23 protein-coding genes and 1 pseudogene are annotated in these 26,029 nt (G+C 68.1%); 17 read left to right on the top strand and 7 right to left on the bottom strand.

The window, feature by feature from the left end; all coding sequences use genetic code 11:
* Nucleotides 1-238: 238 nt before the first annotated feature.
* Nucleotides 239-1,648 carry a coniferyl aldehyde dehydrogenase gene (locus tag R5H29_RS00720; RefSeq protein WP_332328565.1) on the top strand — a complete coding sequence of 470 codons (1,410 nt, stop codon included), beginning with the start codon at nucleotides 239-241 and terminating at the stop codon, nucleotides 1,646-1,648.
* Between the two features lie 93 nt (nucleotides 1,649-1,741).
* Complete coding sequence (gene xth, locus R5H29_RS00715; protein WP_332328564.1) at nucleotides 1,742-2,509, top strand: exodeoxyribonuclease III; 768 nt, start codon at nucleotides 1,742-1,744, stop codon at nucleotides 2,507-2,509.
* A gap of 81 nt (nucleotides 2,510-2,590) precedes the next feature.
* Here xth and R5H29_RS00710 read toward each other — a convergent pair whose 3' ends face one another.
* A complete protein-coding gene (locus tag R5H29_RS00710; RefSeq protein WP_005411656.1) occupies nucleotides 2,591-2,842 on the bottom strand; it encodes a GlsB/YeaQ/YmgE family stress response membrane protein in 252 nt (83 codons plus the stop codon).
* A gap of 84 nt (nucleotides 2,843-2,926) precedes the next feature.
* On the opposite strand from R5H29_RS00710, the gene R5H29_RS00705 reads away from it, so the two are divergent.
* From R5H29_RS00705 to R5H29_RS00670, 8 genes are all read left to right on the top strand, one after another.
* Complete coding sequence (locus R5H29_RS00705; protein WP_021203532.1) at nucleotides 2,927-3,526, top strand: 4'-phosphopantetheinyl transferase superfamily protein; 600 nt, start codon at nucleotides 2,927-2,929, stop codon at nucleotides 3,524-3,526.
* A 39-nt stretch (nucleotides 3,527-3,565) separates the two neighbouring features.
* Nucleotides 3,566-4,204, top strand: coding sequence for a 16S rRNA (guanine(527)-N(7))-methyltransferase RsmG (rsmG, locus tag R5H29_RS00700; RefSeq protein ID WP_111098844.1), 639 nt, complete (start codon nucleotides 3,566-3,568; stop codon nucleotides 4,202-4,204).
* 113 nt (nucleotides 4,205-4,317) lie between these two features.
* On the top strand, nucleotides 4,318-5,115 hold the full coding sequence (locus tag R5H29_RS00695; RefSeq protein WP_019661751.1) for a ParA family protein: 798 nt from the start codon (nucleotides 4,318-4,320) through the stop codon (nucleotides 5,113-5,115).
* Nucleotides 5,115-6,038 carry a ParB/RepB/Spo0J family partition protein gene (locus tag R5H29_RS00690; protein WP_005411652.1) on the top strand — a complete coding sequence of 308 codons (924 nt, stop codon included), beginning with the start codon at nucleotides 5,115-5,117 and terminating at the stop codon, nucleotides 6,036-6,038. Before R5H29_RS00695 ends, R5H29_RS00690 begins: the two co-directional genes overlap by 1 nt.
* Before the next feature lie 85 nt (nucleotides 6,039-6,123).
* Nucleotides 6,124-7,089, top strand: a complete 966-nt coding sequence (locus tag R5H29_RS00685; protein ID WP_111102317.1) for an NAD-dependent epimerase/dehydratase family protein — start codon at nucleotides 6,124-6,126, stop codon at nucleotides 7,087-7,089.
* 90 nt (nucleotides 7,090-7,179) lie between these two features.
* Nucleotides 7,180-7,902, top strand: a complete 723-nt coding sequence (locus tag R5H29_RS00680) for a glycosyltransferase family 2 protein (RefSeq protein ID WP_019661749.1) — start codon at nucleotides 7,180-7,182, stop codon at nucleotides 7,900-7,902.
* The gene (locus R5H29_RS00675) at nucleotides 7,902-8,249 is read left to right on the top strand and encodes a lipid-A-disaccharide synthase N-terminal domain-containing protein (RefSeq protein ID WP_058979230.1); all 348 of its coding nucleotides are present in this window, start codon (nucleotides 7,902-7,904) and stop codon (nucleotides 8,247-8,249) included. Before R5H29_RS00680 ends, R5H29_RS00675 begins: the two co-directional genes overlap by 1 nt.
* 252 nt (nucleotides 8,250-8,501) lie before the next feature.
* Nucleotides 8,502-10,274, top strand: coding sequence for a DUF885 family protein (locus tag R5H29_RS00670; protein ID WP_180876321.1), 1,773 nt, complete (start codon nucleotides 8,502-8,504; stop codon nucleotides 10,272-10,274).
* 56 nt (nucleotides 10,275-10,330) lie between these two features.
* On the opposite strand, the gene R5H29_RS00665 is transcribed toward R5H29_RS00670, so the two are convergent.
* The 5 genes from R5H29_RS00665 to R5H29_RS00645 all read right to left on the bottom strand — a co-directional run bounded on the left by R5H29_RS00665 (nucleotide 10,331) and on the right by R5H29_RS00645 (nucleotide 17,022).
* Nucleotides 10,331-13,540, bottom strand: coding sequence for a CusA/CzcA family heavy metal efflux RND transporter (locus R5H29_RS00665; RefSeq protein ID WP_332328563.1), 3,210 nt, complete (start codon nucleotides 13,538-13,540; stop codon nucleotides 10,331-10,333).
* Between the two features lie 10 nt (nucleotides 13,541-13,550).
* Nucleotides 13,551-14,756, bottom strand: coding sequence for an efflux RND transporter periplasmic adaptor subunit (locus tag R5H29_RS00660; RefSeq protein ID WP_332328562.1), 1,206 nt, complete (start codon nucleotides 14,754-14,756; stop codon nucleotides 13,551-13,553).
* The gene (locus tag R5H29_RS00655) at nucleotides 14,753-16,006 is read right to left on the bottom strand and encodes a TolC family protein (protein ID WP_164144848.1); all 1,254 of its coding nucleotides are present in this window, start codon (nucleotides 16,004-16,006) and stop codon (nucleotides 14,753-14,755) included. The genes R5H29_RS00660 and R5H29_RS00655 overlap by 4 nt, the downstream gene beginning before the upstream one ends.
* A 56-nt stretch (nucleotides 16,007-16,062) precedes the next feature.
* Nucleotides 16,063-16,395: a hypothetical protein gene (locus tag R5H29_RS00650; RefSeq protein ID WP_111098838.1), complete on the bottom strand. Its 333-nt coding sequence runs from the start codon at nucleotides 16,393-16,395 to the stop codon at nucleotides 16,063-16,065.
* Nucleotides 16,396-16,623: 228 nt separating this feature from the next.
* A complete protein-coding gene (locus tag R5H29_RS00645; protein WP_332328561.1) occupies nucleotides 16,624-17,022 on the bottom strand; it encodes a RidA family protein in 399 nt (132 codons plus the stop codon).
* 108 nt (nucleotides 17,023-17,130) lie between these two features.
* On the opposite strand from R5H29_RS00645, the gene R5H29_RS00640 reads away from it, so the two are divergent.
* Together R5H29_RS00640 and dnaQ are read left to right on the top strand one after the other, a co-directional pair.
* Complete coding sequence (locus R5H29_RS00640; protein WP_332328560.1) at nucleotides 17,131-18,024, top strand: LysR substrate-binding domain-containing protein; 894 nt, start codon at nucleotides 17,131-17,133, stop codon at nucleotides 18,022-18,024.
* 165 nt (nucleotides 18,025-18,189) lie between these two features.
* Nucleotides 18,190-18,696, top strand: a pseudogene (dnaQ, locus tag R5H29_RS00635) (DNA polymerase III subunit epsilon); the annotation flags it as partial.
* Between the two features lie 16 nt (nucleotides 18,697-18,712).
* On the opposite strand, the gene R5H29_RS00630 reads toward dnaQ, so the two are convergent.
* Complete coding sequence (locus R5H29_RS00630; RefSeq protein ID WP_332328559.1) at nucleotides 18,713-19,927, bottom strand: glycosyltransferase; 1,215 nt, start codon at nucleotides 19,925-19,927, stop codon at nucleotides 18,713-18,715.
* A gap of 278 nt (nucleotides 19,928-20,205) precedes the next feature.
* Between R5H29_RS00630 and rpmB the strand changes: the two genes are divergently transcribed.
* The 5 genes from rpmB (at nucleotide 20,206) to uvrD (ending at nucleotide 25,945) form a co-directional block, all read left to right on the top strand.
* A complete protein-coding gene (gene rpmB, locus R5H29_RS00625; RefSeq protein WP_005411638.1) occupies nucleotides 20,206-20,442 on the top strand; it encodes a 50S ribosomal protein L28 in 237 nt (78 codons plus the stop codon).
* Nucleotides 20,443-20,452: 10 nt separating this feature from the next.
* Nucleotides 20,453-20,620: a 50S ribosomal protein L33 gene (gene rpmG / locus R5H29_RS00620; protein ID WP_169411268.1), complete on the top strand. Its 168-nt coding sequence runs from the start codon at nucleotides 20,453-20,455 to the stop codon at nucleotides 20,618-20,620.
* A gap of 237 nt (nucleotides 20,621-20,857) precedes the next feature.
* The gene (cls, locus tag R5H29_RS00615; RefSeq protein WP_164144858.1) at nucleotides 20,858-22,276 is read left to right on the top strand and encodes a cardiolipin synthase; all 1,419 of its coding nucleotides are present in this window, start codon (nucleotides 20,858-20,860) and stop codon (nucleotides 22,274-22,276) included.
* Between the two features lie 45 nt (nucleotides 22,277-22,321).
* The gene (locus tag R5H29_RS00610; protein WP_332328558.1) at nucleotides 22,322-23,743 is read left to right on the top strand and encodes an FAD/NAD(P)-binding protein; all 1,422 of its coding nucleotides are present in this window, start codon (nucleotides 22,322-22,324) and stop codon (nucleotides 23,741-23,743) included.
* Between the two features lie 9 nt (nucleotides 23,744-23,752).
* Nucleotides 23,753-25,945, top strand: a complete 2,193-nt coding sequence (gene uvrD, locus R5H29_RS00605) for a DNA helicase II (RefSeq protein WP_155030351.1) — start codon at nucleotides 23,753-23,755, stop codon at nucleotides 25,943-25,945.
* The last annotated feature ends 84 nt before the right edge of the window (nucleotides 25,946-26,029 follow it).

Here is a 26,029-nt window from a genome sequence, read left to right as displayed (position 1 = left end):
CCACTACCGGAATGCGAGCCGAAATGACACGGCGCAGAAAACAGAAAGGCCGCGGTCTGCACCGCGGCCCCTGAAACGCGGTGGGGGGCCACGCGTGGTTGGCGCCCCCGGGAAGGGGGGGTTTAAACCCGTGGGGTTTTGGGCCCGCAACCCCCAGCAATCCCCCACTCCTTCACCCCTTGGCCGGCCTGCGGCGGGCACTACCATGGCGATGCGCGGCACCCCGTATAGTCGGCCCATGATCACCACCACGCCGGCCGACCTCCCCGCCATCCTGCACACCCTGCGCAGTGCCTGGCAGTCGCAGCGCCCTTCGCTCGACCAGCGCGAAGCCGACCTGCGCCGCCTGCGCGAGGCGCTGAAGCCACGCCTGGACGAGATGGCCCAGGCCATCGCCGAGGACTTCGGCCACCGCGCCCACACCGAATCGAAACTGGCCGATGGCATGAGCGTGCTGTCGGCCATCGACCACCTGCGCCGCCACCTGCGGCGCTGGTCGAAACCGCAGCGTGTGGGCGCCGGCTGGCGGCTGTGGCCAGCGCGCGCGCAGTTGCGGCCGACGCCGCTGGGTGTGGTCGGGGTGATCTCGCCCTGGAATTACCCGGTCACGCTGGCACTGGTGCCACTGGCCACCGCCATCGCCGCGGGCAACCATGTGCTGCTGAAGCCGTCTGAACACACGCCGCGCACCAGCGCGTTCCTGGCCGATCTGCTGGCCAGTGTGTTCCCGCCCGATCGCGTGATGGTGGTGCAGGGCGGGGCAGACGTGGCCTCCGCGGTGTCCTCGCTGCCGCTGGACCATCTGTTGTTCACCGGCTCGACGGCTGTTGGCCGCAAGGTGATGGCCGCCGCCGCCGAGCATCTGGTGCCGGTCACCTTGGAACTAGGCGGCAAGTCGCCGGCGATTGTCTGTCGCGATTTCCCGCTGGATAAAGCCGCAGCGCGGCTCGCCACCGGCAAGTGGTTCAACGCTGGCCAGACCTGCATCGCGCCGGATTACGTGCTGATCGATACCGCGCGCCAGCGCGAGTTCGTGCAGGCGCTGCAGCAGCAGGTGCGCGAGCGCTATGGCGACTTCAGCGATGCCGACGACTACACGCGCATCATCAACGACAGCCAGTACCGGCGCCTGCAGGGCTATCTGGCGCAGGCGCGCGAGCGCGGCGTGCCGGTCATTCCGCTGGCGCAGGTGGATGAGGCGCGCGCCGACCGCGAGCGCCTGCTGGTGCCGACCGTGGTGCTGGACCCGCCGGACGACCTGGATCTGATGCGCGAGGAGATCTTCGGGCCGATCCTGCCGGTGCGGGCCTATCCGGATCTGGAGGCGGCCCTGGCCGACGTGCTGTCGCGCGACCGGCCGCTGGCGCTGTATCCCTTCAGCCACGACAAGGCGACGGTGGAGCGCATCCTCGGCCAGGTGGTGGCCGGTGGGGTGACGGTGAATGACACGCTGCTGCACTTCGCCGCCGATGGCCTGCCGTTTGGCGGGGTAGGGGCCAGCGGCATGGGCGCGTACCACGGCCGCGCCGGGTTCGATGCGATGAGCAAGCGGCTGCCGGTGCTGTGGCAGTCGCGCTGGGCGGCCAGCGACCGGCTGCGGCCGCCGTATTCGAAGATTGCGGGTTTGTTGAAGCTGCTGCTGCGGTGAACCCGGGCAGGGCGTGGCTCTGCTGAATCAGGGCCCGGCCCGATTCTTCTGTAGAGCCGAGCCCCATCCCGGCCACCCGGGTAGAATGCCCGCATGAAGATCGCCTCGTGGAACGTCAATTCGCTCAATGTTCGTCTGCCGCACCTGGAGCAGTGGCTCAGGGAGTTCGGCCCGGACATCGTCGGCATCCAGGAAACCAAGCTGGAGGACCACAAGTTCCCCGATTCGGCGCTGATCGCCGCGGGCTACCGCAGCGTGTTCGCCGGCCAGAAGACCTACAACGGCGTGGCGCTGCTGTCGCGTGAGCCTGCGCAGGACGTGCAGATCGGCATTCCCGGCTTCGAGGACGAGCAGAAGCGCGTCATCGCCGGTACCTTCGGCGACCTGCGCGTGATCAACCTGTACGTGGTCAACGGCCAGGACATCGGTACCGACAAGTACGACTACAAGCTGCGCTGGCTGGAAGCGGTCCATGCCTGGATCGCCGAAGAGCTGCAGCGCCACCCGAAGCTGATCGTGATGGGCGACTTCAACATCGCCCCGGACGCGCGCGACGTGCACGACCCGGAGGTGTGGAACGACAACCACATCCTGACCTCCACCGCCGAGCGCGGCGCATTGAACAAGCTGCTGCAGCTGGGCCTGCACGACGGCTTCCGCCTGCACAACGACGAGGCGGGTACCTTCAGCTGGTGGGATTACCGCGCCGCCGGCTTCCGCCGCAACCTGGGCCTGCGCATCGACCTGACCCTGGTTTCCGATGCGCTGAAGAGCGGTGCGGTGGCTTCGGGCATCGACCGCGAGCCGCGCACCTGGGAACGCCCGAGTGACCATGCGCCGGCCTGGGTGCAGTTGGTTTGAGTTGAGGTAGCGCCGGGCCATGCCCGGCGAGCGCAGCGGCGGCAGGGTGACGCCGGGCATGGCCCGGCGCTACCCCTCAGATCACCGTATGCTCTTGCGGGTGAACAGGTTGACGATCGCCAGCAGGATCACCGCACCGATCAGAGAGAACAGGAAGGTGCGGATGGTGATCGCTTCGTTGATGCCACCGCCGAACAGCCAGCCGGAAATCAGCGCGCCGACGATGCCGACCACGATGTTGAGGATGATGCCCTGCTGGGCATCGCGCTTCATGATGATGCTGGCCAGCCAGCCTACGATGCCGCCGACGATCAGCCAGATGATGATGCCCATGATCGAACCTCCGGTGGGAAACTGTGACCAGTTGACGCGCACGGCTGTGAACCCGTCGTGCAATTGCGTGATGGGCGCGTGCGGATGAGCCTGCCAGCCACCCTCGACGGCCCCTGGCGCTTCGGCCCCGTGACGGTCTGGCGCTGCCCGCACGTGCCGGGCCAGCGCGGTGAACCGCAGGCCCGGCAGGTACTGGCGCAGGCGCTGGGCACCGATCCGCAGACGCTGCCACTGGTCCGTGACGACAAGGGCCGGCCGGAGCTGAGCGGCCCGTTGGCCCACTACGGGACCGGCTGGAGCCACAGCGGTGAGGTGCTGCTGGTGGCGCTGGGCGAAGGCGTGCGGCTGGGCGTGGACCTGGAACTGCTGCGGCCGCGGCCTCGTCTTCTGGAAATCGTGCGGCGCTTCTTCCACCCGCAGGAGGTGGCCTGGCTGGAACGCCTGGACGAGGCCGACCGCGAGCACTGGTTCTTCCGCGCGTGGTGCGTCAAGGAGGCGATCCTGAAGGCGCACGGCCAGGGCATCTCGTTCGGCCTGCACCGCCTGCAGCTGGCGCCGGGGGCCGATGGCGCCCTGCACCTGCGCTGGTGCGACCTGGAACTGGGCGAGGCCGCGCGCTGGCACCTGCACGAATGGCAGGCCAGCGGCCAGTTCCGTGCGGCGTTGGCCTGGTATCCGCACTGAAGCGGGGAATCAGCGCGCAAAACCGGCGATAATGGCGGCATGAGCGAACACCCACTTCCCGCCAGCGTGGCTGCCACGCTGGAACAGGGCCTGGCCAGCATGGGCCTGGACGCCGCGCTGGCGCCGCCGCTGCTGCGCTACCTGGCCCTGCTGCACCGCTGGAACGGCACCTACAACCTCACCGCCATCCGCGACCCGCAGGAGATGGTTACCCGCCACCTGCTCGATTCGCTGGCGATGCAGCCGTTCGTGGCTGATGGCAGCCTGGCCGACCTCGGTACCGGTCCCGGGTTGCCGGGCATCCCGCTGGCGATCGCCTGCCCGGGCCTGCAGGTCACCCTGGTCGAGAGCAACGGCAAGAAGGCGCGCTTCATGCGCGAGGCCGTGCGCCAGCTCGGCCTGGGCAATGCCCGCGTGGCCGAATCGCGCGCCGAGGCGCTGGACGAGGCCGGCCGTTATGACCAGCTGACCGCCCGCGCGATGGACACCCTGGCCGGCATCGTCCGCGTCGGTGGCCACCTGCTGCGGCCCGGCGGCGTGCTGCTGGCCATGAAGGGCGTCTACCCGCATGAGGAGATCGCGGAACTGCCGGCTGGCTGGCAGGTGCGTGAGGTGACCCCGCTGAGCGTGCCCGGCCTGGCCGGCGAACGCCACCTGGTCACCGTTGCAGGTCCCTGATTCGCGCCGCCAGCCCTTTGTGGAACAACGGGTTGGCGATCCACGATTTCCGCAAGGGGCCGGTTGTACGCATAATGATCGGTCCCAACCATCCGTCGACGAGGCACACCCGCATGGCCCGCATCATCGCCATCGCCAACCAGAAGGGTGGCGTCGGCAAGACCACGACCGCCGTCAACCTGGCCGCTTCCCTGGCCAACGCACCCAAGCGCGTGCTGTTGGTCGACCTGGACTCGCAGGGCAACGCGACCATGGGCAGCGGCGTGGACAAGCGTGAGCTGGCGGCCTCCACCTGCGATCTGCTGCTGGGCGAGAACAGCGCCGCCGATGTGCGCGTGCAGACCGCCGAAGGCTACGACCTGCTGCCGGGGAACATCGACCTGACCGCCGCCGAGATCCAGCTGATGGGCCAGAGCGAGCGCGAGCAGCGGCTGAAGCGCGCGCTGGCGCCGATCCGCGACGAGTACGACTACATCCTGATCGATTGCCCGCCGGCGCTGTCGCTGCTGACGCTCAACGCGCTGGCCGCCGCCGATTCGGTGATCGTGCCGATGCAGTGCGAGTACTACGCACTGGAAGGCCTGAGCGCGCTGGTGGAAACCATCGAAGCGCTGCGCACCAGCCTGAACCCCGCGCTGGAGATCGAAGGCGTGCTGCGCACCATGTTCGACGTGCGCAACAACCTGGCCAACGCAGTGTCGGCCGAGCTCACCGAGCACTTCGGCGACCGCGTGTTCCGCACCATCGTGCCGCGCAACGTGCGCCTGGCCGAGGCACCCAGCCATGGCCAGAGCATCGTCGGCTACGACCGCGCCTCGCGCGGTGGCGTGGCCTACCTGGGCCTGGCCGGCGAGATCATCCGCCGCAACAACGAACGCAACAAGGCCGGCAAGGCCGTGGAGACCGTCTGATGACCAGCAGCAAGCCGGCAGCCAAGAAGCGAGGCCTCGGCCGTGGCCTGGATGCGCTGCTGGGCCCGAAGGGCGCGGTCAGCCAGGTGCAGGCCACCACCGCGGTGATCGAGCCGCTGCCGGGTGAAGTGCTGCGCAAGTTGCCGGTCGGCCAGCTGCAGCCGGGCAAGTACCAGCCGCGCCGCGAGATGGACGAGGGCAAGCTGTCCGAGCTGGCCGACTCGATCAAGTCGCAGGGCGTGATCCAGCCGATCCTGGTGCGCCAGCTGCCGGCGGGCAACTACGAAATCGTCGCCGGTGAACGCCGCTGGCGCGCATCGCAGCTGGCCGGGCTGGACGAAGTGCCGGTGGTGGTGCGCGAGCTGGAAGACCGCACCGTCATCGCGATGGCGCTGATCGAGAACATCCAGCGTGAAGACCTCAACCCGCTGGAAGAAGCCGAGGCGCTGCAGCGCCTGATCAGCGAGTTCACCCTGACCCATGCCGAGGCCGCCGAGGCCGTCGGTCGCTCGCGCGCGGCGGTGTCCAACCTGCTGCGCCTGCTGGAACTGCCGGTGGCGATCCGCCTGCTGCTGGAAACCCGCCGCCTGGAAATGGGGCATGCCCGCGCGCTGCTGACCCTGGCCCCCGAGCTGGCCGGCAAGCTGGCGCAGGAAGCGGCCGATGAAGGCTGGTCGGTGCGCGAGGTCGAGCGCCGTGCGCAGGCCTTCGCCGCCGGCAAGGTGCCGAGCAACCGCCCGGTGGCGACGCCGAAGGTGCAGCAGGCCGACATCGCCTCGCTGGAAACCGAACTGTCCGAAGCGCTGGGTGCCAAGGTGGCGATCAACCACGGCCGTGGCGGCAAGGGCAAGCTGATCATCCACTACACCGATCTGGACACCCTGGACGGCGTGCTGGAAAAGCTGCGTACGCGCCAGGGCTGAACCCGGCGCCACATCACGCCGGCCGACGCATCCCCGCGACGTCGGCCACGCCGATGGCAGCGGGGTGCTTTGATCGAGACCCGCGATGACCATCCTGCTTACCGGCGCTGCCGGCTTCATCGGTGCCTACACCGCCCGCGCGCTGCTGGAGGCCGGCCAGGCCGTGGTCGGTCTGGACAACTTCAACGATTACTACGACCCGCAGATCAAGCGTGACCGCGTGGCCGCGCTGTGCCCGGCGCTGGACCTGCGCACGCTGGACCTGACCGATAACGAAGGCCTGGCCGCGCTGTTCGACGAAGTGAAGCCGACCGCCGTGATCCATCTGGCTGCACAGGCCGGCGTGCGCTATTCGCTGGAAAACCCGCAGGCCTACGTCGATAGCAACCTGGTCGGCTTCGTCAACATGCTCGAGCTGTGCCGCCACCGTGGCGTGCAGCACCTGGTGTATGCCTCCAGCAGTTCGGTGTACGGCGACTCGGCCACGCCGCCGTTCTCCGAGGACCAGCGCGTGGACCAGCCGCGCTCGCTGTACGCGGCGACCAAGGCGGCCAACGAGCTGATGGCCTACACCTACGCACAGCTGTACGGCCTGCATGCCACCGGGCTGCGATTCTTCACCGTGTATGGCCCGTGGGGCCGGCCGGACATGGCACCGCTGCTGTTCTCGCGGGCGGTGCTGGCCGGTCGGCCGATCGACGTGTTCAACGAAGGCCGTATGCAGCGCGATTTCACACATGTCTCCGACATTGTGTCCGGTATCCTCGGCGCCCTCGCGCATCCGGCCGACGGCCCGGTGCCGCACCGGGTGTTCAACCTCGGCAACCATACGCCGGTCGAGCTGGAGCGCTTCATCAGCGTGATCGAGCAGGCCGCCGGCCGCCCCGCGCAGAAGGTCTACAAGCCCATGCAGCCCGGCGACATGGTGCGCACGATGGCCGATACCCGGCGCGCACATGACGCTTTCGGCTTCGATGCGGTGACCCCGATCGAACAAGGCCTGCCGCCTGTGGTGCAGTGGTGCCGCGAGTATTTTGGTGATCGCGCCTGAGAATGGATCCTCATGCCGCCGGGTTCATCTTCGGATAACCTCGGTTTCGGAGAATGCGCGGTCTTTGTCCCCCCTTTGGCCGAGTGCCTTATGAGCCAACCCGAGCTTTCCGTTGTCGTCCCGGTGTTCAACGAGCGCGACAATGTTGCCCCGCTGGTCGCCGAAATCACCGCTGCGCTGCGTGGCCGGCTGCCGTTCGAGATCGTCTACATCGACGACCACTCGCGTGATGACACCCTGGCGGTGCTGCAGGGGCTGAAGGCAACCACCCCGGAACTGCGCGTGCTGCACCATGTGAACCAGAGCGGGCAGAGCACGGCGGTGCGCACCGGCGTCAAGCATGCGCGGGCGCCGTGGATCGCGACCCTGGATGGCGATGGCCAGAACGATCCGGCCGATATTCCCAAGCTGCTCGCCGCACGCGACGCCGCCGACGCGCAGGTGAAGCTGTTCGCCGGTTGGCGCGTCAACCGGCAGGACAGCAGCAGCAAGCGCTGGGCCAGTCGCTGGGCCAATGCCATCCGTGCGCGCATGCTGCGCGACGACACCCCAGACACCGGTTGCGGCATCAAGCTGTTCGAACGCAGCGCGTTCCTCGACCTGCCGTATTTCGACCACATGCACCGCTATCTGCCGGCGCTGATGCAGCGCGCCGGCTGGAAGACCACCAGCGTGCCGGTCAACCACCGCCACCGTACCGCCGGTGTGTCCAAGTACAACAACCTCGGCCGCGCGCTGGTCGGCATCCGCGATCTGCGTGGCGTGGCCTGGCTGATCACCCGAAGCAAGCGCACCGCGGTGGAGGAGCGCTGATGGATCTGGAGCTTCACTGGCTGGATCAGCCCTTGACCTGGCTGTACTGGACCGGCCTGCATGTAACCGGCTGGAAGCTGATCGGTTACACCGGCGCACTGATGTTCGGCGGCCGCTGGCTGGTCCAGTTCATCGCCTCCAAGCGCGCTGGCAAGCCCGTCATCCCGCGCCTGTTCTGGTACATGAGCGTGATCGGCAGCCTGATGACGCTGAGCTACTTCCTGTTCTCGGCCAAGCAGGACTCGGTGGGTGTGCTGCAGAACCTGTTCCCGGCGTTCACCGCGCTGTACAGCCTGCACCTGGACATCAAGCACCGCGGCTGGAAGCGCGACAAGGCCAGCCACTGAAGCTGCGCCGGGATGCGGTCTGCCGTGGGTAGAGTCGACTGTCAGTCGACTTTGGCGCGGAGCGCGGGCTTTGCCACGTCTGGCCGAAGAGCAGCCGACTGACAGTCGGCTCTACCACGCGCCTGCGGCGCTTGGGCCCCGGCCTGCGGCCGGTTCCCGGTCCTGCCTGCGCTGCAGGCAGGACCTTCGTCCCATGCCATGAGCCGTGGGCGGTGCCATCATCGGGGTCTGCCTTCCCGGGAACCTGTGCTCGTGAAAACCCGTCTTGCTGTTGCCCTGCTGCTCGCCCTGTCCGCCCCCGCCGTGGCGCTGGCTGCACCGCCCGCCACCGCCGCACCGGCCAGCGTGGCCACCGAATCGCCCGCCGACGCCGCCTTCCGTGCGGTGTACGAGAAGGAATGGAAGTGGCGCCAGGATGGCGGCGGCGAGGCCAGCGAGGACGAGGACGCCCCGGCCAATGCCACCCGCATGCCCGACGTCGGCCCGGCCGCGCAGCAGGCGCGCCTGAAGGTGTGGGACGAGACCCTGGCCGCGCTGAAGAAGATCGACCCGAAGACCCTGTCGCCCGACAACCAGGTCAACTACGCGATCTACCGCGACCAGGTGTTCAACCTCGCCGAAGAGGTGCGCCTGCGCGGCTACGAGATGCCGTTCAACGCCGACTCCTCGTTCTGGTCCAACCTGTCCTTCATGGCCCGGCGCGAGATGAAGACCGTACAGGACTACCAGAACTACATCGCACGGCTGAACGATGTGCCGCGTTACTTCGGCCAGCAGACCGAGAACATGCGCGCCGGCCTGAAGCGCGGCTTCAGCGTGCCGCGCGCGGTGCTGGATGGCCGCGAAGTGTCCATCGCCACCGTCGCCGAGCTGAAGGACCCGACCGAATCGCCGCTGTACGCGCCGTTCAAGAAGCTGCCCAACAGCATCCCGGCCGCCGAACAGGCCAGGCTGCAGGCGCAGGCGCGTGAAGCGATCAGCGGCAAGGTGGTGCCGGCGTTCCAGCAGCTGCGCACCTTCTTCGTCAACGAGTACGTGCCGCAGGCGCGCACCACCCTGGCCGCCGAAGCGATGCCCGATGGCAAGGCGTACTACAAGCAGCAGATCCACGAATACACCACGCTGGACCTGTCGCCGGAGGAGATCCACCGCATCGGCCTGGATGAGGTGGCACGCATCCAGAAGGAAATGAACGACATCATCAAGCAGGTGAAGTTCAAGGGCAGCTTCGCCGAGTTCCTGACCTTCCTGCGTACCGATCCGCAGTTCTACGCCAAGACGCCGGAAGAGCTGCTGTCACGCGCCGCGTGGATCTCCAAGCGAACCGATGGCCAGCTGGGCAAGTACATGACGTTGCCGCGCGCGCGCTTCACCATCGTGCCGGTGCCGCCGGACATCGCGCCGTTCTGGACCGCCGGCCGCGGTGGCATGGGCACCTACTGGCTCAACACCTACAACCTGCCGTCGCGCCCGCTGTACAACCTGCCGGCACTGACCCTGCATGAGTCCGATCCGGGCCACGCGTTGCAGGGCGCGATCGCCGCCGAGCAGAAGAACCTGCCCGAGTTCCGCCGCAACGCCTACATCTCCGCCTATGGCGAAGGCTGGGCGCTGTACTGCGAGAAGCTGGGCGTGGAAATGGGCATCTATGAAACCCCGTACGAGGATTTCGGCCGTCTGACCTACGAGATGTGGCGTGCTGCGCGCCTGGTGATCGACACCGGCGTGCACAGCAAGGGCTGGACCCGCGAGCAGGCATTGGCCTACCTGCGTGACCACACCGCGCTGAGCGAGCATGAAGTGACCACCGAAGTGGATCGCTACATTTCCTGGCCGGGCCAGGCGCTGAGCTACAAGCTGGGCGAGATCGCCATCGTGCGCCTGCGTGCGCAGGCCGAGAAGGAGCTGGGCGACAAGTTCGACATCAAGGGCTTCCACGACACCCTGCTCAAGCAGGGCTCGGTGCCGCTGCCGGTGCTGGAACAGCAGATCCAGGCCTACATCGCCGAGCGCAAGAAGGCCTGACCGTCGTGTAATCGGGTCAGAGCCCCGCCCGAAGGGCGGGGATCCGACCCCCAACCTCACCCCACCGCCCGCGGCTTGGCCACGCGTGCGGCAAACGTCGGCAGCACCAGCAGGGTCAGCACGGTGGCGGTGATCAGGCCACCGATCACCACCGTCGCCAGCGGCTTCTGCACCTCCGCACCGGAACCGCTGGCAATCGCCATCGGAATGAAGCCGACGATCGCTACCAGCGCCGTGGTCAGCACCGCGCGGATGCGGCTGGAGGCACCGTTGATCGCCGCCTGCAGCGGCAGGTCGCCGGCGTCGAGGCGCTCGCGGATCGCCTGCATCAACACCAAGCCGTTCAAGGTCGCCACGCCGGAGACGGCGATGAAGCCCACCGCCGCCGATACCGAGAACGGCATGCCACGCAGCAGCAGTGCGAGGATGCCGCCGACCAGCGCCAACGGCACGCAGCTGAACACCAGAATGGCTTCCTTGCCGCTGCGCAGCGCCATGAACAGCAGACTGCCGATCAGCAGGAACACCACCGGTACCACCGTCGCCAGCCGCTTCTCCGCGCGCTGCAGGTTCTCGAACTGACCGCCCCAGGTCAGGTAGGCACCCGGCGGCAGTGCCACGTCGGCCACCGCTGCCTGTGCCTCGCCGACGAAGCCGCCCAGGTCGCGGCCACGCACATTGGCCTGCACCACCACACGGCGGCTGCCATTGTTGCGGCTGATCTGGTTCGGCCCTTCGCTCACCGTGATGCGCGCCACCGACGACAGCGGAATCACCAGCCCTGACGGCGTGGCGATCGGCAGTGACGCGAGCTGGTCCGGATCGTTGCGCGAGGCATCGTCCAGGCGCACCACCACGTTGAAGCGGCGATCACCTTCGAAGATCTTGCCGGCCGCAGCGCCGCCAATGCCGGTGGACAGCGCATCACTCACGTCCGCGGCGGTCAGCCCGTACTGCGCCGCCGCCACGTGGTCGATCGCTACGTTGAGCGTAGGCAGGCCGGAGATCTGTTCCACCCGCACGTCGGCCGCGCCGTTCACCGCACGCAGCTTCAACGCCACCTGGTCGGCCACCTTCTGCAGCTGGCTGAAGTCATCGCCGAAGATCATTACGGCCAGGTCGGTACGCACGCCGGAAATCAGCTCGTTGAAGCGCAGCTCGATTGGCTGGCTGAACTCGAAGCTGTTGCCCAGCTGCTGCCCGGCCAGTTTCTCGAAGCGCGCCACCAGGGCTTCCTTGTCCAGCTTCGGATCGGGCCAGTCCTTGCGCGGCTTCAGCACGATCACGCTGTCGGAGATATTGGTCGGCATCGGATCGATCGCCGCCTCGGCGGTACCGGTACGCGAGAACACCGTCTCCACTTCCGGCTGCTTGGCAATCACCTTCTCCAACGCCAGTTGCATGGCCAGTGACTGCTCCAGCGACGTCGATGGCACGCGCAGGGCCTGCATCGCCACGTTGCCTTCGTCCAGCGTCGGCATGAACTCACGGCCCAGCAGCGAGAACGAGCCGATGCCCACCACCACCATCATCACCGCGCCAGCCACCACCGTGCGCGGATGCGCTACGGCCTTGCGGATCACCGGCTCGATGCGCGCACGCAGCACGCGTATCAGCCTGGTCTCGTGCTCGCCGTCGTCCGCATGCGCATCGCCTTCCTTCACCTTGGGCTCGCGCACCAGCAGCGCCGTCATCGCTGGCACGAAGGTGAAAGAGAAGAGGAAGGCACCGACCAGGGCCAGCATGAAGGTCGCCGCCATCGGGTGGAACGTCTTGCCCTCCACGCCTTCCAGGGTGAGGATCGGCGCGAACACCAGCAGGATGATCAGCTGGCCGAACGCCGCCGGGCGCGCCATCTTCAGCGCCGAATCGGCGGCCACGCGCAGGCGTTCCATCGCGGTCAGCGCACGGCCCAGTTCGGCGCGGCGCTGGCCCAGCATCAGCAGGGTCGACTCGACCACGATCACCGCACCGTCCACCAGGATGCCGAAGTCCAGCGCACCCAGGCTCATCAGGTTGCCGCTGATGCCGAAGCGGTTCATGCCGATCACTGCGAACAGGAACGACAGCGGGATCACCAGGGCGGTGATCGTTGCCGCACGCAGGTTGCCCAGCAGCAGGAACAGCACCACCACCACCAGCAGTGCGCCCTCGGTGAGGTTCCTGGCCACGGTCTTGATGGTGGAATTGACCAGCACGCTGCGGTCCAGCACCGGTGCCGCCACGATGTCGGCCGGCAGCGATTTGTTCACCTGTTCCAGGCGCGCCGCAGCGGCCTGCGCCACGGTGCGGCTGTTGCCACCGGCGATCATCAGCGCGGTACCCAGCACGGCTTCATGGCCATTGCGGCTGGCCGCACCCAGGCGCGGCGCGCGGCTCAGGTCGACGTCGGCCACATCGGCCACGCGCACCACCACGCCATTGCGGGTGGCGACCGGCGCCTGCGCCAGGTCGTCGGTGGTCAGCGCCAGGCCGTCGGCACGTACCACCAGGCCCTCGCCGGCACGCTGCACGAAACCGGCACCGGCCTGCACGTTGGAACGCTGCAGGGCAGTGACCAGGTCGGCCAGGCCGAGGCCGTGCGCGGCCAGCTTGGCACTGTCCGGATGCACGCCGTATTCCTTGACGTAGCCACCGACCGTATCGACGCCGGCCAGCCCCGGACTGGAACGCATCTGCGGCGCGATGATCCAGTCCTGCACGGTGCGCAGGTAGGTCGCGCGTTCCTCCGGCGTGCGCAGCAGGTTGCCTTCCGGTGTGCGGTAGACCTCACCGGCCTGCCAGCCGGCTTCACCGGGCTTGGCCAGCTTGGCTGGGTCGAACGTGGTGAAGTCCACCGTCCACATCAGCACTTCACCGAGGCCGGTGGTGACCGGCGACAGCATCGGTGATGCACCATCGGGCAGGTCTTCCGACGCTTCGCGCATGCGCTCGGCTACCTGCTGGCGGGCGAAGTAGATGTCGGTGGCATCGGTGAAGATCGCGGTGACCTGCGAGAAGCCATTGCGCGACAGCGAACGGGTGGTGGTCAGGCCGGGAATGCCGGCCAGCGCGGTTTCCAGCGGATAGGTCACCTGCCGTTCGATCTGCTCCGGGGTCAGCGCCGGGGCCACCGTGTTGATCTGCACCTGGCGGTTGGTGATGTCCGGCACCGCGTCGATCGGCAGCTTGCCCAGCTGGAACAGGCCCACGGCGGCGATCAGCGCCGCCATGAACACCACCAGCCAGCGGTGGCGCACCGCTGTTTCAATGATCAGCTTGAACATGATCGCCTCCTCAGTGGCCGTGCTCGGCTTCGCCCTTGGCCAGTTCGGCCTTGAGCAGGAAGGCGTTGGCACCGACGATGCGTTCGCTGCCGCTCAACCCACCGAGGATCTCGATGCGGTCGCCGGCGCGACGCCCGGCCAGTACCGGCTGCGCCTTGAAGCCGCCTTCGACGGCGACGAACACCGCGCTGCTGCCATCGACGTTCTGCACCGCATCGGCGGGCACGCTGAGCGAGCCGTCCTGGCCTTCGGTGACCACCACGGCCGACACCGGCGAACCGGCCGGCGGCAGCGAAGCATCCACCGGCGTGGCGCGGATCACCGCGACGCCGCCCTGCTGGCGGACATCGGCGGCCGAGCCGGTGACGGTGGCGGTGAAGCTGCCCCCCGGCACACTCACTTCCAGCTTCATGCCCGGCGTGACCTGTGCAGCCAGCGCCGGCGGTGCGGTGAACACCAGCTCGTTCATCGACGGGTCGGCGACATCGGCGACTGCACTGCCGGCGGCGACCACACCGCCCGGAGTGACCTGCACGTTACCGACGATGCCGGCCACCGGGCTGGTGATGCGCACGCGGCCACTGGCATCGGGCGCGCCGTTGGCGGCGGCCTGGGCCTGCGCGGCAGCGGCCTGGGCCTGTGCCGCCAGCGAACGTGCGCGCGAGGCTTCCATCTCCTGGCGCGCGACCACGCCCTGGTCGACCAGCGCCTTGTCGCGGCCATAGGCCAGGCGCGCGGCCTCGGCTTCGGCCGAGGCGGCCAGCGCATTGGCACGGAACACCGCCGCTTCGCCACTGACCACGATGGCCAGGGCCTGGTTCTGCTTCACTGCGGTGCCCGGTGCGACCAGCACGCGTTCGACACGGCCGGTCACGGTCGACGCCACCGAGGCACGTGCGCCCACCGACGGCTCGACGCGGCCGGACAGGCGCGTCGAGCCACCGCCACCGCGGCCGATGGCGACCACCTCGATACCGGACGCCTTGATCTGCTCCGGGGTCAGCGGCACCACGCCTTCATCGGCGTCAGCCGGCGCCTTGGCGGCTTCCGCCTTGGCTTCCTTGCTGTCGGTCGCGTGGCCATGGCCATCGTCGGTGCCCGCCTTGGCCGCGGCGGGGTCTTCATTTGCAGGTGTCTGCGCGTTGCCAGCGCAGCCGGCCAGCAGCACGGTCAGCAGCACGCCGCCGATCAGCGGGAAGGTACGGGAGAGAGTCATGGTGCCTCCACAAAAGGTGCGCGCCCTTCAAGGCGGGCAAGATCGATTTCCGCGCCGACGCGCGACAGGCGCGCATCCACGGCGGCGCCGCGGGCGGCGATGAGGGCGCTGCGCGTGCTGCGCAGTTCCAGCTGCGAGATGCGTCCGGCGTCGAAGCCGATGCGTGCAAGGCGGTAGGCCTCTTCGGCGGCGACCACGCTTTCATCGGCGGCACGGGTGCGGCTGCCGGCCGCCTTCAGCCCGGCCACGGCGGACAGGCGTGCGGCCTCGCTGTCGCGGCGCTGCTGGTCCAGGCGTGCCTCGGCCGCGCGCTGGTCGGCATTGGCGGCGCGGATGCCACCGCGGTTACGGTCGAACAGCGGGATGCTGAGGCTGAGCCCGAGGTTGTAGGCACGCTCGCCGCCTTCGCGGAAGCGGGTCTGTGCGGCGGTGACGCTGAGGTCGGGCAGGGCGCGCTTGCGCTCCACGTCGACCAGCTTGCTCGCCGCATCGGCTTCGGCTTCGGCAATGCGCACTGCCAGTGCGGTATCGGTGGCACCGCGCGGCAGCGGTGGTGCGCGGTCGAGCAGGCTGTTGTCGATCGACTGCACCGGCGCATCCAGCAGCGCGGTGCCGGCTAGGCGGGCCAGCGCGGCATCGCGGAACGCCTGTGCTTCATCCAGCGACGCCATGGCATTGGCTACTTCGCTCTGCGCTTGCACCGCGCGCAGCTGTGGTTCGCGGCCCTGCTTGACCATGGCGTTGACGGCGTTGGCGTCATCGCGGGTCAGTGACAGTGCTTCCTCGGCCAGGGTGTAGCGGCGCAGTGCACTTTCCGCCTGTGCATAGACCACCGCCAGCTGGCTGGCCACGTCGCTGCGACTCTGCGCGCCACGCAGGTTGGCCGCCTGGGCCTCGGCACGGGCGGCACGAACGCGCGCGCCACGCTGGCCCCAGACCTCCAGCGGCTGGGACAGGGTGAGTACGGTGTCGGCCTTGCCCATGCCGCGGTAGGTGCCGGAGCCCCAGGCGTTTTCGGCCGACCAGGAAAGGGAGGGGTTGGGTAGCGCACGGGCCTGGTCGGCGCGCGCATCGGCGGCCTCGGCCAGTGCCGTGCCCACACGAGTGCCGGGCAGCTGGTCCAGGCGTTCAAGCAGGGTGTCGTAGGAGGGGGCGGCTTGCGCCATCACCGATGCCGCCGGGGCCAGGCCCAGCAACACGGCGACGACCAGCCCGGCCGCACGCGGCGACCGAGGTGTCAGGATCGACATAGGGGGATTCCGGTTGTGAGTGAAACGGGAGCCCGCAATCGCGGGACGCGCTCAACTCACGCCCGGGGTGGACGCGTCAACTCATCCTGGGCAACCGCATAGGCCGCCGCATCGCCAGCACTCATCCAGCGCGCCGGCAGCGGCGCCCCGAACGCGGCCAGCGTGTGTGCCGGCAGGCTCAGGTTCGAATGGTGGCAGTGGTTGTGGCCACAGGCACTGACATGCTTGCCGTCGCTGTCGCCATCGGAATCCGGTGCGGACTCCACATGCACCGTGCTGGCGTGCGGTTCCACCGTGCACGCCAGCGCGTCGGCCACCGGCACGACCACGAATGCTGCCATCAGCAGCATCAGCAGGGTCGAACGGAGGTGGCGGGTGATCCAGCGCATGAAGGGGAGGCTAGCAAGCGGTTTTCGCCGGATACAATATCAATGGCCGCTTCGGGAATACGTCGGAATCTCCCGTTCAGGTGGGGCGGGCCTTTCGGCCCACCGGGCTGCGCTTCTGTAGAGCCGAGCCCACGCTCGGCTGCTTTCGCACGATCAGCCCCCCGGTAGGGGTCGACCTTGGTCGACACGCTTTTCGACCCCCGACACATTGCCGGCCAGCGGCCGGCACTACCGGTCTGCAGGCAGCTTCGCGATCACCTTGATCTCGAACTGGAACCCGTACAGCCAGGTCACGCCGATACCGGTCAGGGTCGGGTGCGGCGCCTGGCCCCAGTACTCGGGCACGATCGCCCAGGCCTTCTCGAAGTTCTTCTCCGGATCGACCAGGAACACGGTCACGTCGATCACGTCATCGAACGTGCAGCCTGCGGCAGCCAACACCGCATTGAGATTCTCGAAGGCGCGGCGCACCTGCGTCTCGAAGTCCGGCTCGGGCGAACCGTCCTCGCGGCTGCCGACCTGGCCGGAAACGAACAGGAAGCCGTCGGACCGGATCGCCGGCGAGTAGCGGTTGCGCTCGTACAGGGCCTGGCGCCCGGCGGGGAAAACGACATCACGCTGTGACATGGGGAAGATCCCGTGGGAGAGAACGCCATCCTCCTCGCGAGCGCTGTCTGGATAAACCGCGATGATCGGCCTAGATTGATTGCCAATCCCAAATAATCACGGCCGGCCATGGACCGTTTCGAGGCGATGCGGGCCTTTGCCCGGGTAGTGGAAACCGGCAGCTTCACCCGCGCCGCGCACACCCTGCAGATCAGCCGCACCACGGTTACCCAGCTGGTGCAGCAGCTGGAGGCACACCTGCGGCTGCGCCTGCTCAACCGCACCACGCGCCGGGTCAGCGTCACCGCCGACGGTGCGGCCTACTACCCGCGCATCGCCCGCCTGCTGGCCGAGCTGGAAGAGGTGGAGGGCGGGCTGGGTGACGCAGCCAGCCAGCCGCGCGGACGCCTGCGCGTGGATGTGCCGGGGCCCTACGCGCGGTTGCGGCTGGTGCCGGCACTGCCGGATTTCCAGGCGCGCTACCCGGAGATCCAGCTGGACATCGGCGTCAGCGACCGCGAGGTCGATGTCATCGCCGACAACGTCGACTGCGTGATCCGCGGCGGCACCCCGGCCGACCCGGCGCTGGTGGCGCGGCCGCTGGCGGCGCTGCCGATCGGTTTCCACGCCAGCCCCGGCTATGTGCAGCGTTTCGGCTTGCCGACCGATCCGCGCGCGCTGGAAGGGCCGGACCACCACATGGTCGGCTTCCTCAGCCCGCGCAGTGGCCGGGCGCGGGTGTTCACTGCACAACGTGGCGATGAGCGCATCGAGGTGCAGGGCCGCTACACGGTCGGCTTCGACGACGGCAACGCGTATCTGGCGGCCGCGTTGGCCGGCCTGGGGGTGGTGGCGCTGCCCAGCTACATGGCCGCGCCGCACGTGGCGCGCGGCGAACTGCTGCCGCTGCTGCAGGACTGGCGGCTTCCACCCATGCCGATGCATGTGATGTTCCCGCCGAACCGGCACATGAGCCAGCGGCTGCGGGTGTTCATCGATTGGGTGGTGCAAGCGTTGGGGTGATGCACACGCACCTGTAGAGCCGAGCCCACGCTCGGCTGCTTCTCGCTCCAGCGCTCAAGGCCCGCGCTTCGCGCGTGAGCAGAGCACGGGTTCGGCTACAGGGAGGGCTTCCTGCTGCAGGCATGCGAAAATCATCGCGGCACGCAACAGGAACCATCGCCACGCATGAATCGCATCGTCGCACTGGATACCGAAACCACCGGCATCTCCCACCGCCTGGGGCATCGGGTGATCGAAATCGGTGCCGTCGAACTGATCGATGGCCAGCTCACCGGCCGCCAGTTCCACACCTACCTGCAGCCGCAGCGCAGGGTCGATTGGGGCGCACAGCGCGTGCATGGCATCAGCGATGCGATGCTGGTGGGCAAGCCACTGTTTTCCAGCAAGGCCGCCGAACTGCTGGACTTCCTGCGCGGCAGCGAGATGGTCGCGCACAACGCCACCTTCGATGTGGGTTTCCTCGACAATGAGCTGCGCCTGGCTGGCATTCCTGCCACGCTGGCCCAGCACTGTCGCGTCACCTGCAGCCTGAAGCTGGCGCGCGGGCGCTGGCCCGGTCAGGGCAACAAGCTGGACGACGTGCTGCAGCGCCTGCGTATCCCAAGCAAGCGCGGCCTGCACGGCGCGCTCAAGGATGCCCATCTGCTGGCGCAGGTGATTCCGCACCTGCGCTGGGGCCTGGCCGCTGTTACACCGGCCGCAACCAGCGCTCGATCATTGCCACGCCACGTGCCACCCCGTCCTCATGGCTCATCGCCGCGCCCAGGGCTGCCGCGCGTGCGCGTGTTGCGTCGGTTTCAGCGAAGGTGATGGCTGCCGCCAGCGTTGCTGCATCCAGTCGCTTCGGTGACAACGGTGCCGGTGCCACGCCCAACCGATGCAGGCGATCGGCCCAGAAGAACTGATCCGCGGCGAACGGCATCACCAGCGAGGGAATGCCGGCGCGGCAGGCCGAATGCGTGGTGCCGCTGCCACCATGGTGGATGGCGAGTGCGCAATGCGGGAACAGTGCTTCGTGTGGCGTCGGGCCGAGCACGAACACATCTGCTGGCAGCGCGCCCGTCGGCAGCCCGGCCCACCCCGGAAACAGCAGCACCCGGCGCGGTGCCAGCGCCTGCAGCAGGGCCGGCAGCACGCGCTCGCGATCAAACCCGGTCATGCTGCCAAAGCCCAGGTACACCGGCGGCGGCCCGGCATCGAGGAAGGCCTGCAGATCGACCGGGGGCGTCCAGGGCGCATCAGGTAGCCGCCACTGGCCACAGACGATGTGGCTGGCCGGCCAGTCCGCCGGTGGCGGCAGCAGCTGCGGCGAGATGCCATAGAGCATCGGCAGGCCGGACCACAACGCGCGGCGCGGCGATTGCCCCAGTTGCTGGCGTGCCGCGTTGATCGGCCGGCGGAACTGGCGCCAGATCAGGCCGTTGACCAGCCCATAGCTGGCGCGGTTCAACCAGCCCGGCGAGCGTCCCGGTGGCAGGAACGGAGAGCGGAAGGCCCGCGTCGGGGTCAGCGGGATCATGCCGGTGCCGATGACCGGCATTCCGCGGCGTTCGCCCACGCTCATGCCGACAAAGGCCGCCAGGCCACCGGTCAGAATCGCATCGCAGCCTTCTGCGGCCGCATCGGCCTGGCGCATCCAGCCGCTGACATGCTGCAGCGCCATCCGTGCCAGACCGGAACTGGCGGCGGCAACACCGTTGCCACGCGACACCAGGGCGACCACTTCGTCATGGATGTCGCCCTCAAGGGCCGCGTGGGGCACATCCAGGGCCTGCGCGCTGCCCAGGGTGCCGCCATCGGCCAGCAGTGTCACCGCGTGGCCTGCGCCGATCAGCCCATGGCAGAGCATGGCCAGCGGGCGCGTATCGCCTTCGGTTCCGTAGGTCAGGGCCAGCAGCCGCATGGAAAGCTCCGCAGTGATCCGGGCCAGTATGCCGGTTGGCGGGCTCCCGGCCCTGCCGGTTCAGCCGCAGCCTGTGGGTAACTTGCGCAAGTGCTTGAACCCGTGCATAATGCGCGGCTCGCTGTGTCCGGTTTTCTACCGGGCGGCGCCCCCGGGAGCACGTCCCCGGCCGCCCAACGCCAGCGTAACCCTTTGATTCTCTTGACGTGTGGTGGGCAACCATCGAGGCCGCCGTCTCCCGGGCTACGGGCTGACAACTACTACTATCGAGGTGCGCAATGTCCCGCGTATGCCAGGTTTCCGGCAAGCGAGTGCAGACGGGTAACAACGTCTCGCACGCCAACAACAAGACCCGTCGTCGTTTCCTGCCGAATCTGCACGAGCGCCGTTTCTGGGTGGCCAGCGAGAACCGCTGGGTCAAGCTTCGTGTTTCCGCGCATGCACTGCGCACCATCGACAAGAACGGCATTGATTCCGTTCTGGCTGAGCTGCGTGCGCGCGGCGAAAAGGTCTGAGGAGTAAAGCATCATGGCAGGCAAGCGCGATAAGGTCCGTATGATTTCCTCGGCCGGTACCGGCCACTTCTACACGACCGACAAGAACAAGAAGAACACCCCGGGGAAGATGGAATTCCTGAAGTACGATCCGGTCGTGCGCAAGCACGTCCTGTACAAGGAAGGCAAGATCAAGTAATCCGCACGGATTGCTGATCCCCGCGAAGAAACCCGCCCTTGTGGCGGGTTTTTTCATGCCTGGCATCCAGGTGGTGGGTGCCGACCGTTGGTCGGCACGCTCTCCCCGCACCCGGTAGCTGTCGACCCTGGTCGACACGCTGGCTCTCTGCCGTCGGTTCGAAAGGCAGTCGAGCATGGCTCGACTCTACAAATCCTGCTGGGCAGAATGGCCCATCACCTCCCGACGGGCGACGCGATGCTGTTCGAGTGGTTGCTGGGTTCGTATCTGCTGCTGATCGACTGGCTGATCCGGCTGGTCGCGCTGTGCTGGATTCCCACCCGCACCACGCCGGGGGCGGCGCGCAGCTGGCTGCTGCTGGTGGGCTTCGTGCCGCTGCTGGGCCTGCCGCTGTACCTGCTGTTTGGCCACCCGTGGCTGTCACGCGAACGCATCCGCCGCCAGGCCGAGGCCTCGCAGGTCATCCGCGAGGAACAGGCGCTGCAGCATCGCCTGCGCTGGACCCCGCAGCCGGATACCGCAAGCGCCGAGATCGTGCCGCTGGTGCAGCGCCAGGGCGATTTCATGCCGGTGCACGGCAACGCCGTCGATCTGCTGACCGACTACGACGAATCGCTGCACACGCTGATTGCCGATATCGACCAGGCCGAAGACCGGGTGCACCTGCTGTACTACCTGATGTTCGACGACGCGGTGGGCGAGGCTATCGTCGAGGCACTGCAGCGTGCGGCTGCACGGGGCGTGCAGTGCCGCGTGCTGCTCGACGCGGTGGGTGCCAAGCGTGGCCTGCGCGCCTATCGCAAACGCCTGGAAGCTCGCGATATCGAAGTGCGTGCGATGCTGCCCGGTGGCCTGCGCTGGCGCCGCAGCGGCCGCATGGACCTGCGCAACCACCGCAAGATCGCGGTGATCGACAACGAAGTGGCCTATGTCGGTTCGCAGAATCTGGCCGGCCCGCAGTTCGTGCCTGGCCACCCGAACCGCGAGCTGGTGGCGCGCGTGCGCGGCCCGGCGGTGGCGCATCTGGAAGCGGTGTTCGCCAGCGACTGGTACATGGAAACCGGCCAGCGCCTGGATGTGATCACCGATGTTCCCGAATGCGGCGACGACATCGCCACCCAGCTGCTGCCCAGCGGCCCGGCCTACCCGTACAGCAACGCGCGCGATGCGGTTGCGGCGCTGATTCATCTGGCGCGGCGCCGGCTGGTGATGGTGACCCCATATTTCGTGCCCGACGAGGCCACGTTGAGCGCGCTGCGTATCGCCGCATTGTCCGGCGTGCAGGTGCAGCTGATCCTGTCGGCCAGCAATAACCAGCGGCTGACCTCGTGGGCGCAGGAGGCCTACTACGACGAGCTGCTGCGTTGTGGCGTGCGCATCGCGCTGTACGAACCGCAGTTCCTGCACGCCAAGCACATGAGCGTGGACGAGGACATCGCCGTACTCGGCTCGATCAACATGGACATCCGCTCGTTCGCGCTGAATGCCGAGATCGGGCTGGTCTGCTACGACCGCGCGCTGGTGCAGCAGCTGTGCGCGATCGAGGATGGCTACCTGCGCGAGTCGCGGCAGCTGGACCTGCAGCAGTGGCGCAGTCGCCCCACGTGGCGGCGCAGCCGCGAAGGCATCGCACGGCTGGCCGATGCGTTGATGTGAGGTGGCGGCAACCGCCCGCTTCGGCAACCCGGCCCGTCATCGCCGATGGCCTACAATCGGCGCATGACTGATTCACCGCGTAATGGCGAACTGGACCTGGCAATCATCGGTGGTGGTGCGGCCGGGGTGCTGGTGGCGATCCAGGTGTTGCGCCAGGCCCAGGCGCCGCTGGCGCTGGCCATCTTCGAACCGGCTTCGCAGCTGGCGCAGGGCATCGCCTATGCCACGCCGTGGCCGGAGCACCTGCTGAACGTGCCGGCGGCGAAGATGAGTGCGTTTGCCGACCAGCCTGGCGATTTCCTCGACTACCTGATGGCCGCCAACGCCTACCCGGGCGAGGCGCGCGAGGTGCTGGGCGAGCGTTACGTGTGTCGCCATTACTTTGCTGCCTACCTGCAGCAGCGCCTGCAGGAGGCCGCCGCGGCGAGCCCGGCGCAGCTGCAGGTGATCGCGCAGCCGGTACTGGGCCTGCAGCCGGATGACCACGGCTACCAGCTGACACTCGGCGATGGCAGCACGCTGCATGCCGCGCAGGCGGTGCTCGCCACCGGCAACAGCATGCGCCCGCTGCCGGTGGCCGGTGCCGACGCACTGCCCGCCGATGACGTGATCGAGGCCTGGGACTACGACGGTGTGCGTACCCTGGCCGGCGACCAGGCCGTGGCCATTGTCGGCTCCGGCCTGAGCATGGCCGACACCGTGCTGGCGCTGGTCGCCGCCGGTCATACCGGCCCGCTGCATGTGATCTCGCGCCATGGCCTGCTGCCGTTGCCGCACGCGCACGGCGGCCTGCCCAGCTTCGATCCGGCGGTGCTGCTGCCGATGAACCTGCGCCAGCGCCTGCGTGCGCTGCGTGGCTTCGCCCGTCAAGCGCAGGCCGATGGCCTGCCGTGGCAGGGCGTGATGGACCGCATCCGTCCGCACGGGCAGGCGCTGTGGTGCAGCCTCGACGAGGCCGACCAGCGTCGTTTCCTGCGCCATGTGGTGCGCTACTGGGACGTGCATCGCCACCGCATCGCCGAAGAGGTCGACGCACAGCTGCAGGCGCTGACCGAAAGCGGCCAACTGCGCATTCACCGGTCCCGCCTGCAATCCGTCGGCCGCGAAGGCGATGCCCTGCGGCTGTCGGGTCGCGATGCCAACGGCAATGAACAGCACTGGACGATCGGCGGTGTGGTCAACGCCACCGGCGTGGAAACCCGCGCCAACGCGTTGCGCAATCCGTTGCTGCAGCAGCTGCAGGCCGAGGGCCTGGCACGCCCCGGCCCGCATGGGCTGGGCCTGGACAGCACGGTGCCGGGCGACCGCCTGCGCAGCGCCAGTGGCCAGCCGCAGGCACGGCTGGGCGTGCTCGGCAGCCTGCGCATCGGCAGCCTGTGGGAAAGCCTGGCGGTGCCTGAACTGCGTCAGCAGGCGCAGGCGCTGGCCACCGAAGTGGTCGCAGGAGTCGCGACGGCGATGCCGTAAAATGGGGGCATGGATGTCTCCCACCTGCTTGATGGCCTGAACCCGGCCCAGCGCGAAGCCGTCTCCGCTCCTCCCGGCCACCACCTGGTGCTGGCCGGTGCCGGTTCCGGCAAGACCCGCGTACTCACCCACCGCATCGCCTGGCTGCATGAAGTCGATGGCGTGCCGACCCACGGCATTTTCGCGGTGACCTTCACCAACAAGGCGGCCGGCGAAATGCGCCACCGCATCGACGCACAGCTGCCCCATGGCAGCCGTGGCATGTGGATCGGTACCTTCCACGGCCTGGCCAACCGCCTGCTGCGCCTGCACTGGCAGGACGCCAAGCTGCCAGAAGGCTTCCAGGTGATGGACTCGGACGACCAGCTGCGGCTGGTCAAGCGCGTGGTGCAGGCGCTGGAGCTGGACGACGGCAAGTACCCGCCCAAGCAGATCGCGTGGTGGATCAACGCGCAGAAGGACGAGGGCCGCCGCCCGCAGCACATCCAGCCCGAACCGCACGACGCGTGGCTGGAAACCATGCGCCAGGCCTACATCGAATACCAGGCGCGCTGCGACCGCGCCGGCCTGGTCGACTTCGCCGAGCTGCTGCTGCGCGCGCATGAACTGCTGCGCGACAACCCGGCCCTGCTGGCGCATTACCGCGCCCGCTTCCGCGAAATCCTGGTGGACGAGTTCCAGGACACCAACGCCATCCAGTACGCCTTCGTGCGCGTGCTGGCCGGCGATTCCGGCCACGTGTTCGTGGTCGGTGACGATGACCAGGCCATCTACGGCTGGCGCGGCGCCAAGGTCGAGAACGTGCAGGGCTTCCTGCGCGATTTCCCGGGCGCGCAGACCATCCGCCTGGAGCAGAACTACCGCTCCACCGCCAACATCCTCGGCGCCGCCAACGCGGTGATCGCGCACAACCCAGATCGCATCGGCAAGCAGCTGTGGACCGACAGCGGCGACGGCGAGCCGATCGACCTGTACGCCGCGTACAACGAGATGGACGAGGCACGCTACATCGTCGAGCGCGCCCGTCAGTGGGTGCGCGACGGTGGCAGCTACACTGAAGTGGCCGTGCTCTACCGCAGCAACGCGCAGTCGCGCGCGCTGGAAGAAGCGCTGCTGAGTGAACAGGTGCCGTACCGGGTGTATGGCGGCATGCGCTTCTTCGAGCGTGCCGAAATCAAGGATGCACTGGCCTACCTGCGCCTGCTGTCCAACCGCAACGATGACGCCGCCTTCGAGCGCGCGGTCAACACGCCCACCCGGGGCATCGGCGACCGCACGCTGGACGAAGTGCGCCGCGAGGCGCGTGCGCAGGGCATTTCGTTGTGGGAAGCGACGATGCTGGTCACCCAGGGCAGCGCGCTGGCCGCACGTGCGCGCAATGCACTGGCCGGCTTCCTGGGGCTGGTCAACGAGCTGCAGGCGCAGACCGTGCACATGACGCTGGCCGAGCGCGTGGACCACGTGCTGGCCCGCTCGCAGCTGCGCGAGCACTGGAGCAAGGAAAGCCGCAATTCGCTGGATTCGGAATCGCGTACCGACAACCTCGACGAACTGGTCTCGGTGGCGTCGCGCTTCGTGCGCCGCGCCGACGACATCGAGGAAGTGGGCGAGGACATGGACGAGCTGGTCGCGTTCCTGGCCTATGCCGCGCTGGAGGCCGGTGAAGGCCAGGCGCAGGCCGGCGAGGACGGTGTGCAGTTGATGACCCTGCACTCGGCCAAGGGCCTGGAATTCCCGCTGGTGTTCCTGGCAGGCATGGAAGACGGCCTGTTCCCCAGCGCACGTTCGCTGGAAGAAAGCGGGCGGCTGGAGGAAGAGCGTCGCCTGGCCTACGTCGGCATCACCCGCGCGCGCCAGAAGCTGGTGCTGAGCTACGCCGAATCGCGCCGCATCCACGGCCAGGACAACTACAGCCTGCCGTCGCGCTTCCTGCGCGAGATTCCGCGCGAGCTGCTGCACGAAGTCCGCCCGAAGGTGCAGGTCTCGCGGCCGGCATCGATGGGCGCCAGCCGGGTGATGGGCCACGCCTCGATCGAGGCACCGCCGGTCAAGCTCGGCGCGCTGGTTACCCATCCCAAGTTTGGCGAAGGCATGGTGACCGACTACGAAGGCAGCGGCGCACACGCCCGCGTGCAGGTCGAATTCGCCGACGCCGGCAGCAAGTGGCTGGTGATGGCCTACGCCAACCTGACGGTGATCTGATCACCGTCGGGAGGGCAGGAATTCCTGTAGAGCCGAGCCCATGCTCGGCTGCTTTTACCGCCAAAAGCAGCCGAGCATGGGCTC

It is taken from the genome of Stenotrophomonas sp. A3_2, from assembly GCF_036624925.1.
Taxonomy (GTDB): domain Bacteria; phylum Pseudomonadota; class Gammaproteobacteria; order Xanthomonadales; family Xanthomonadaceae; genus Stenotrophomonas; species Stenotrophomonas hibiscicola.
The sequence above is the reverse complement of the archived record's forward strand: the minus strand, read 5'-3'. Positions and strand labels throughout refer to the sequence as shown.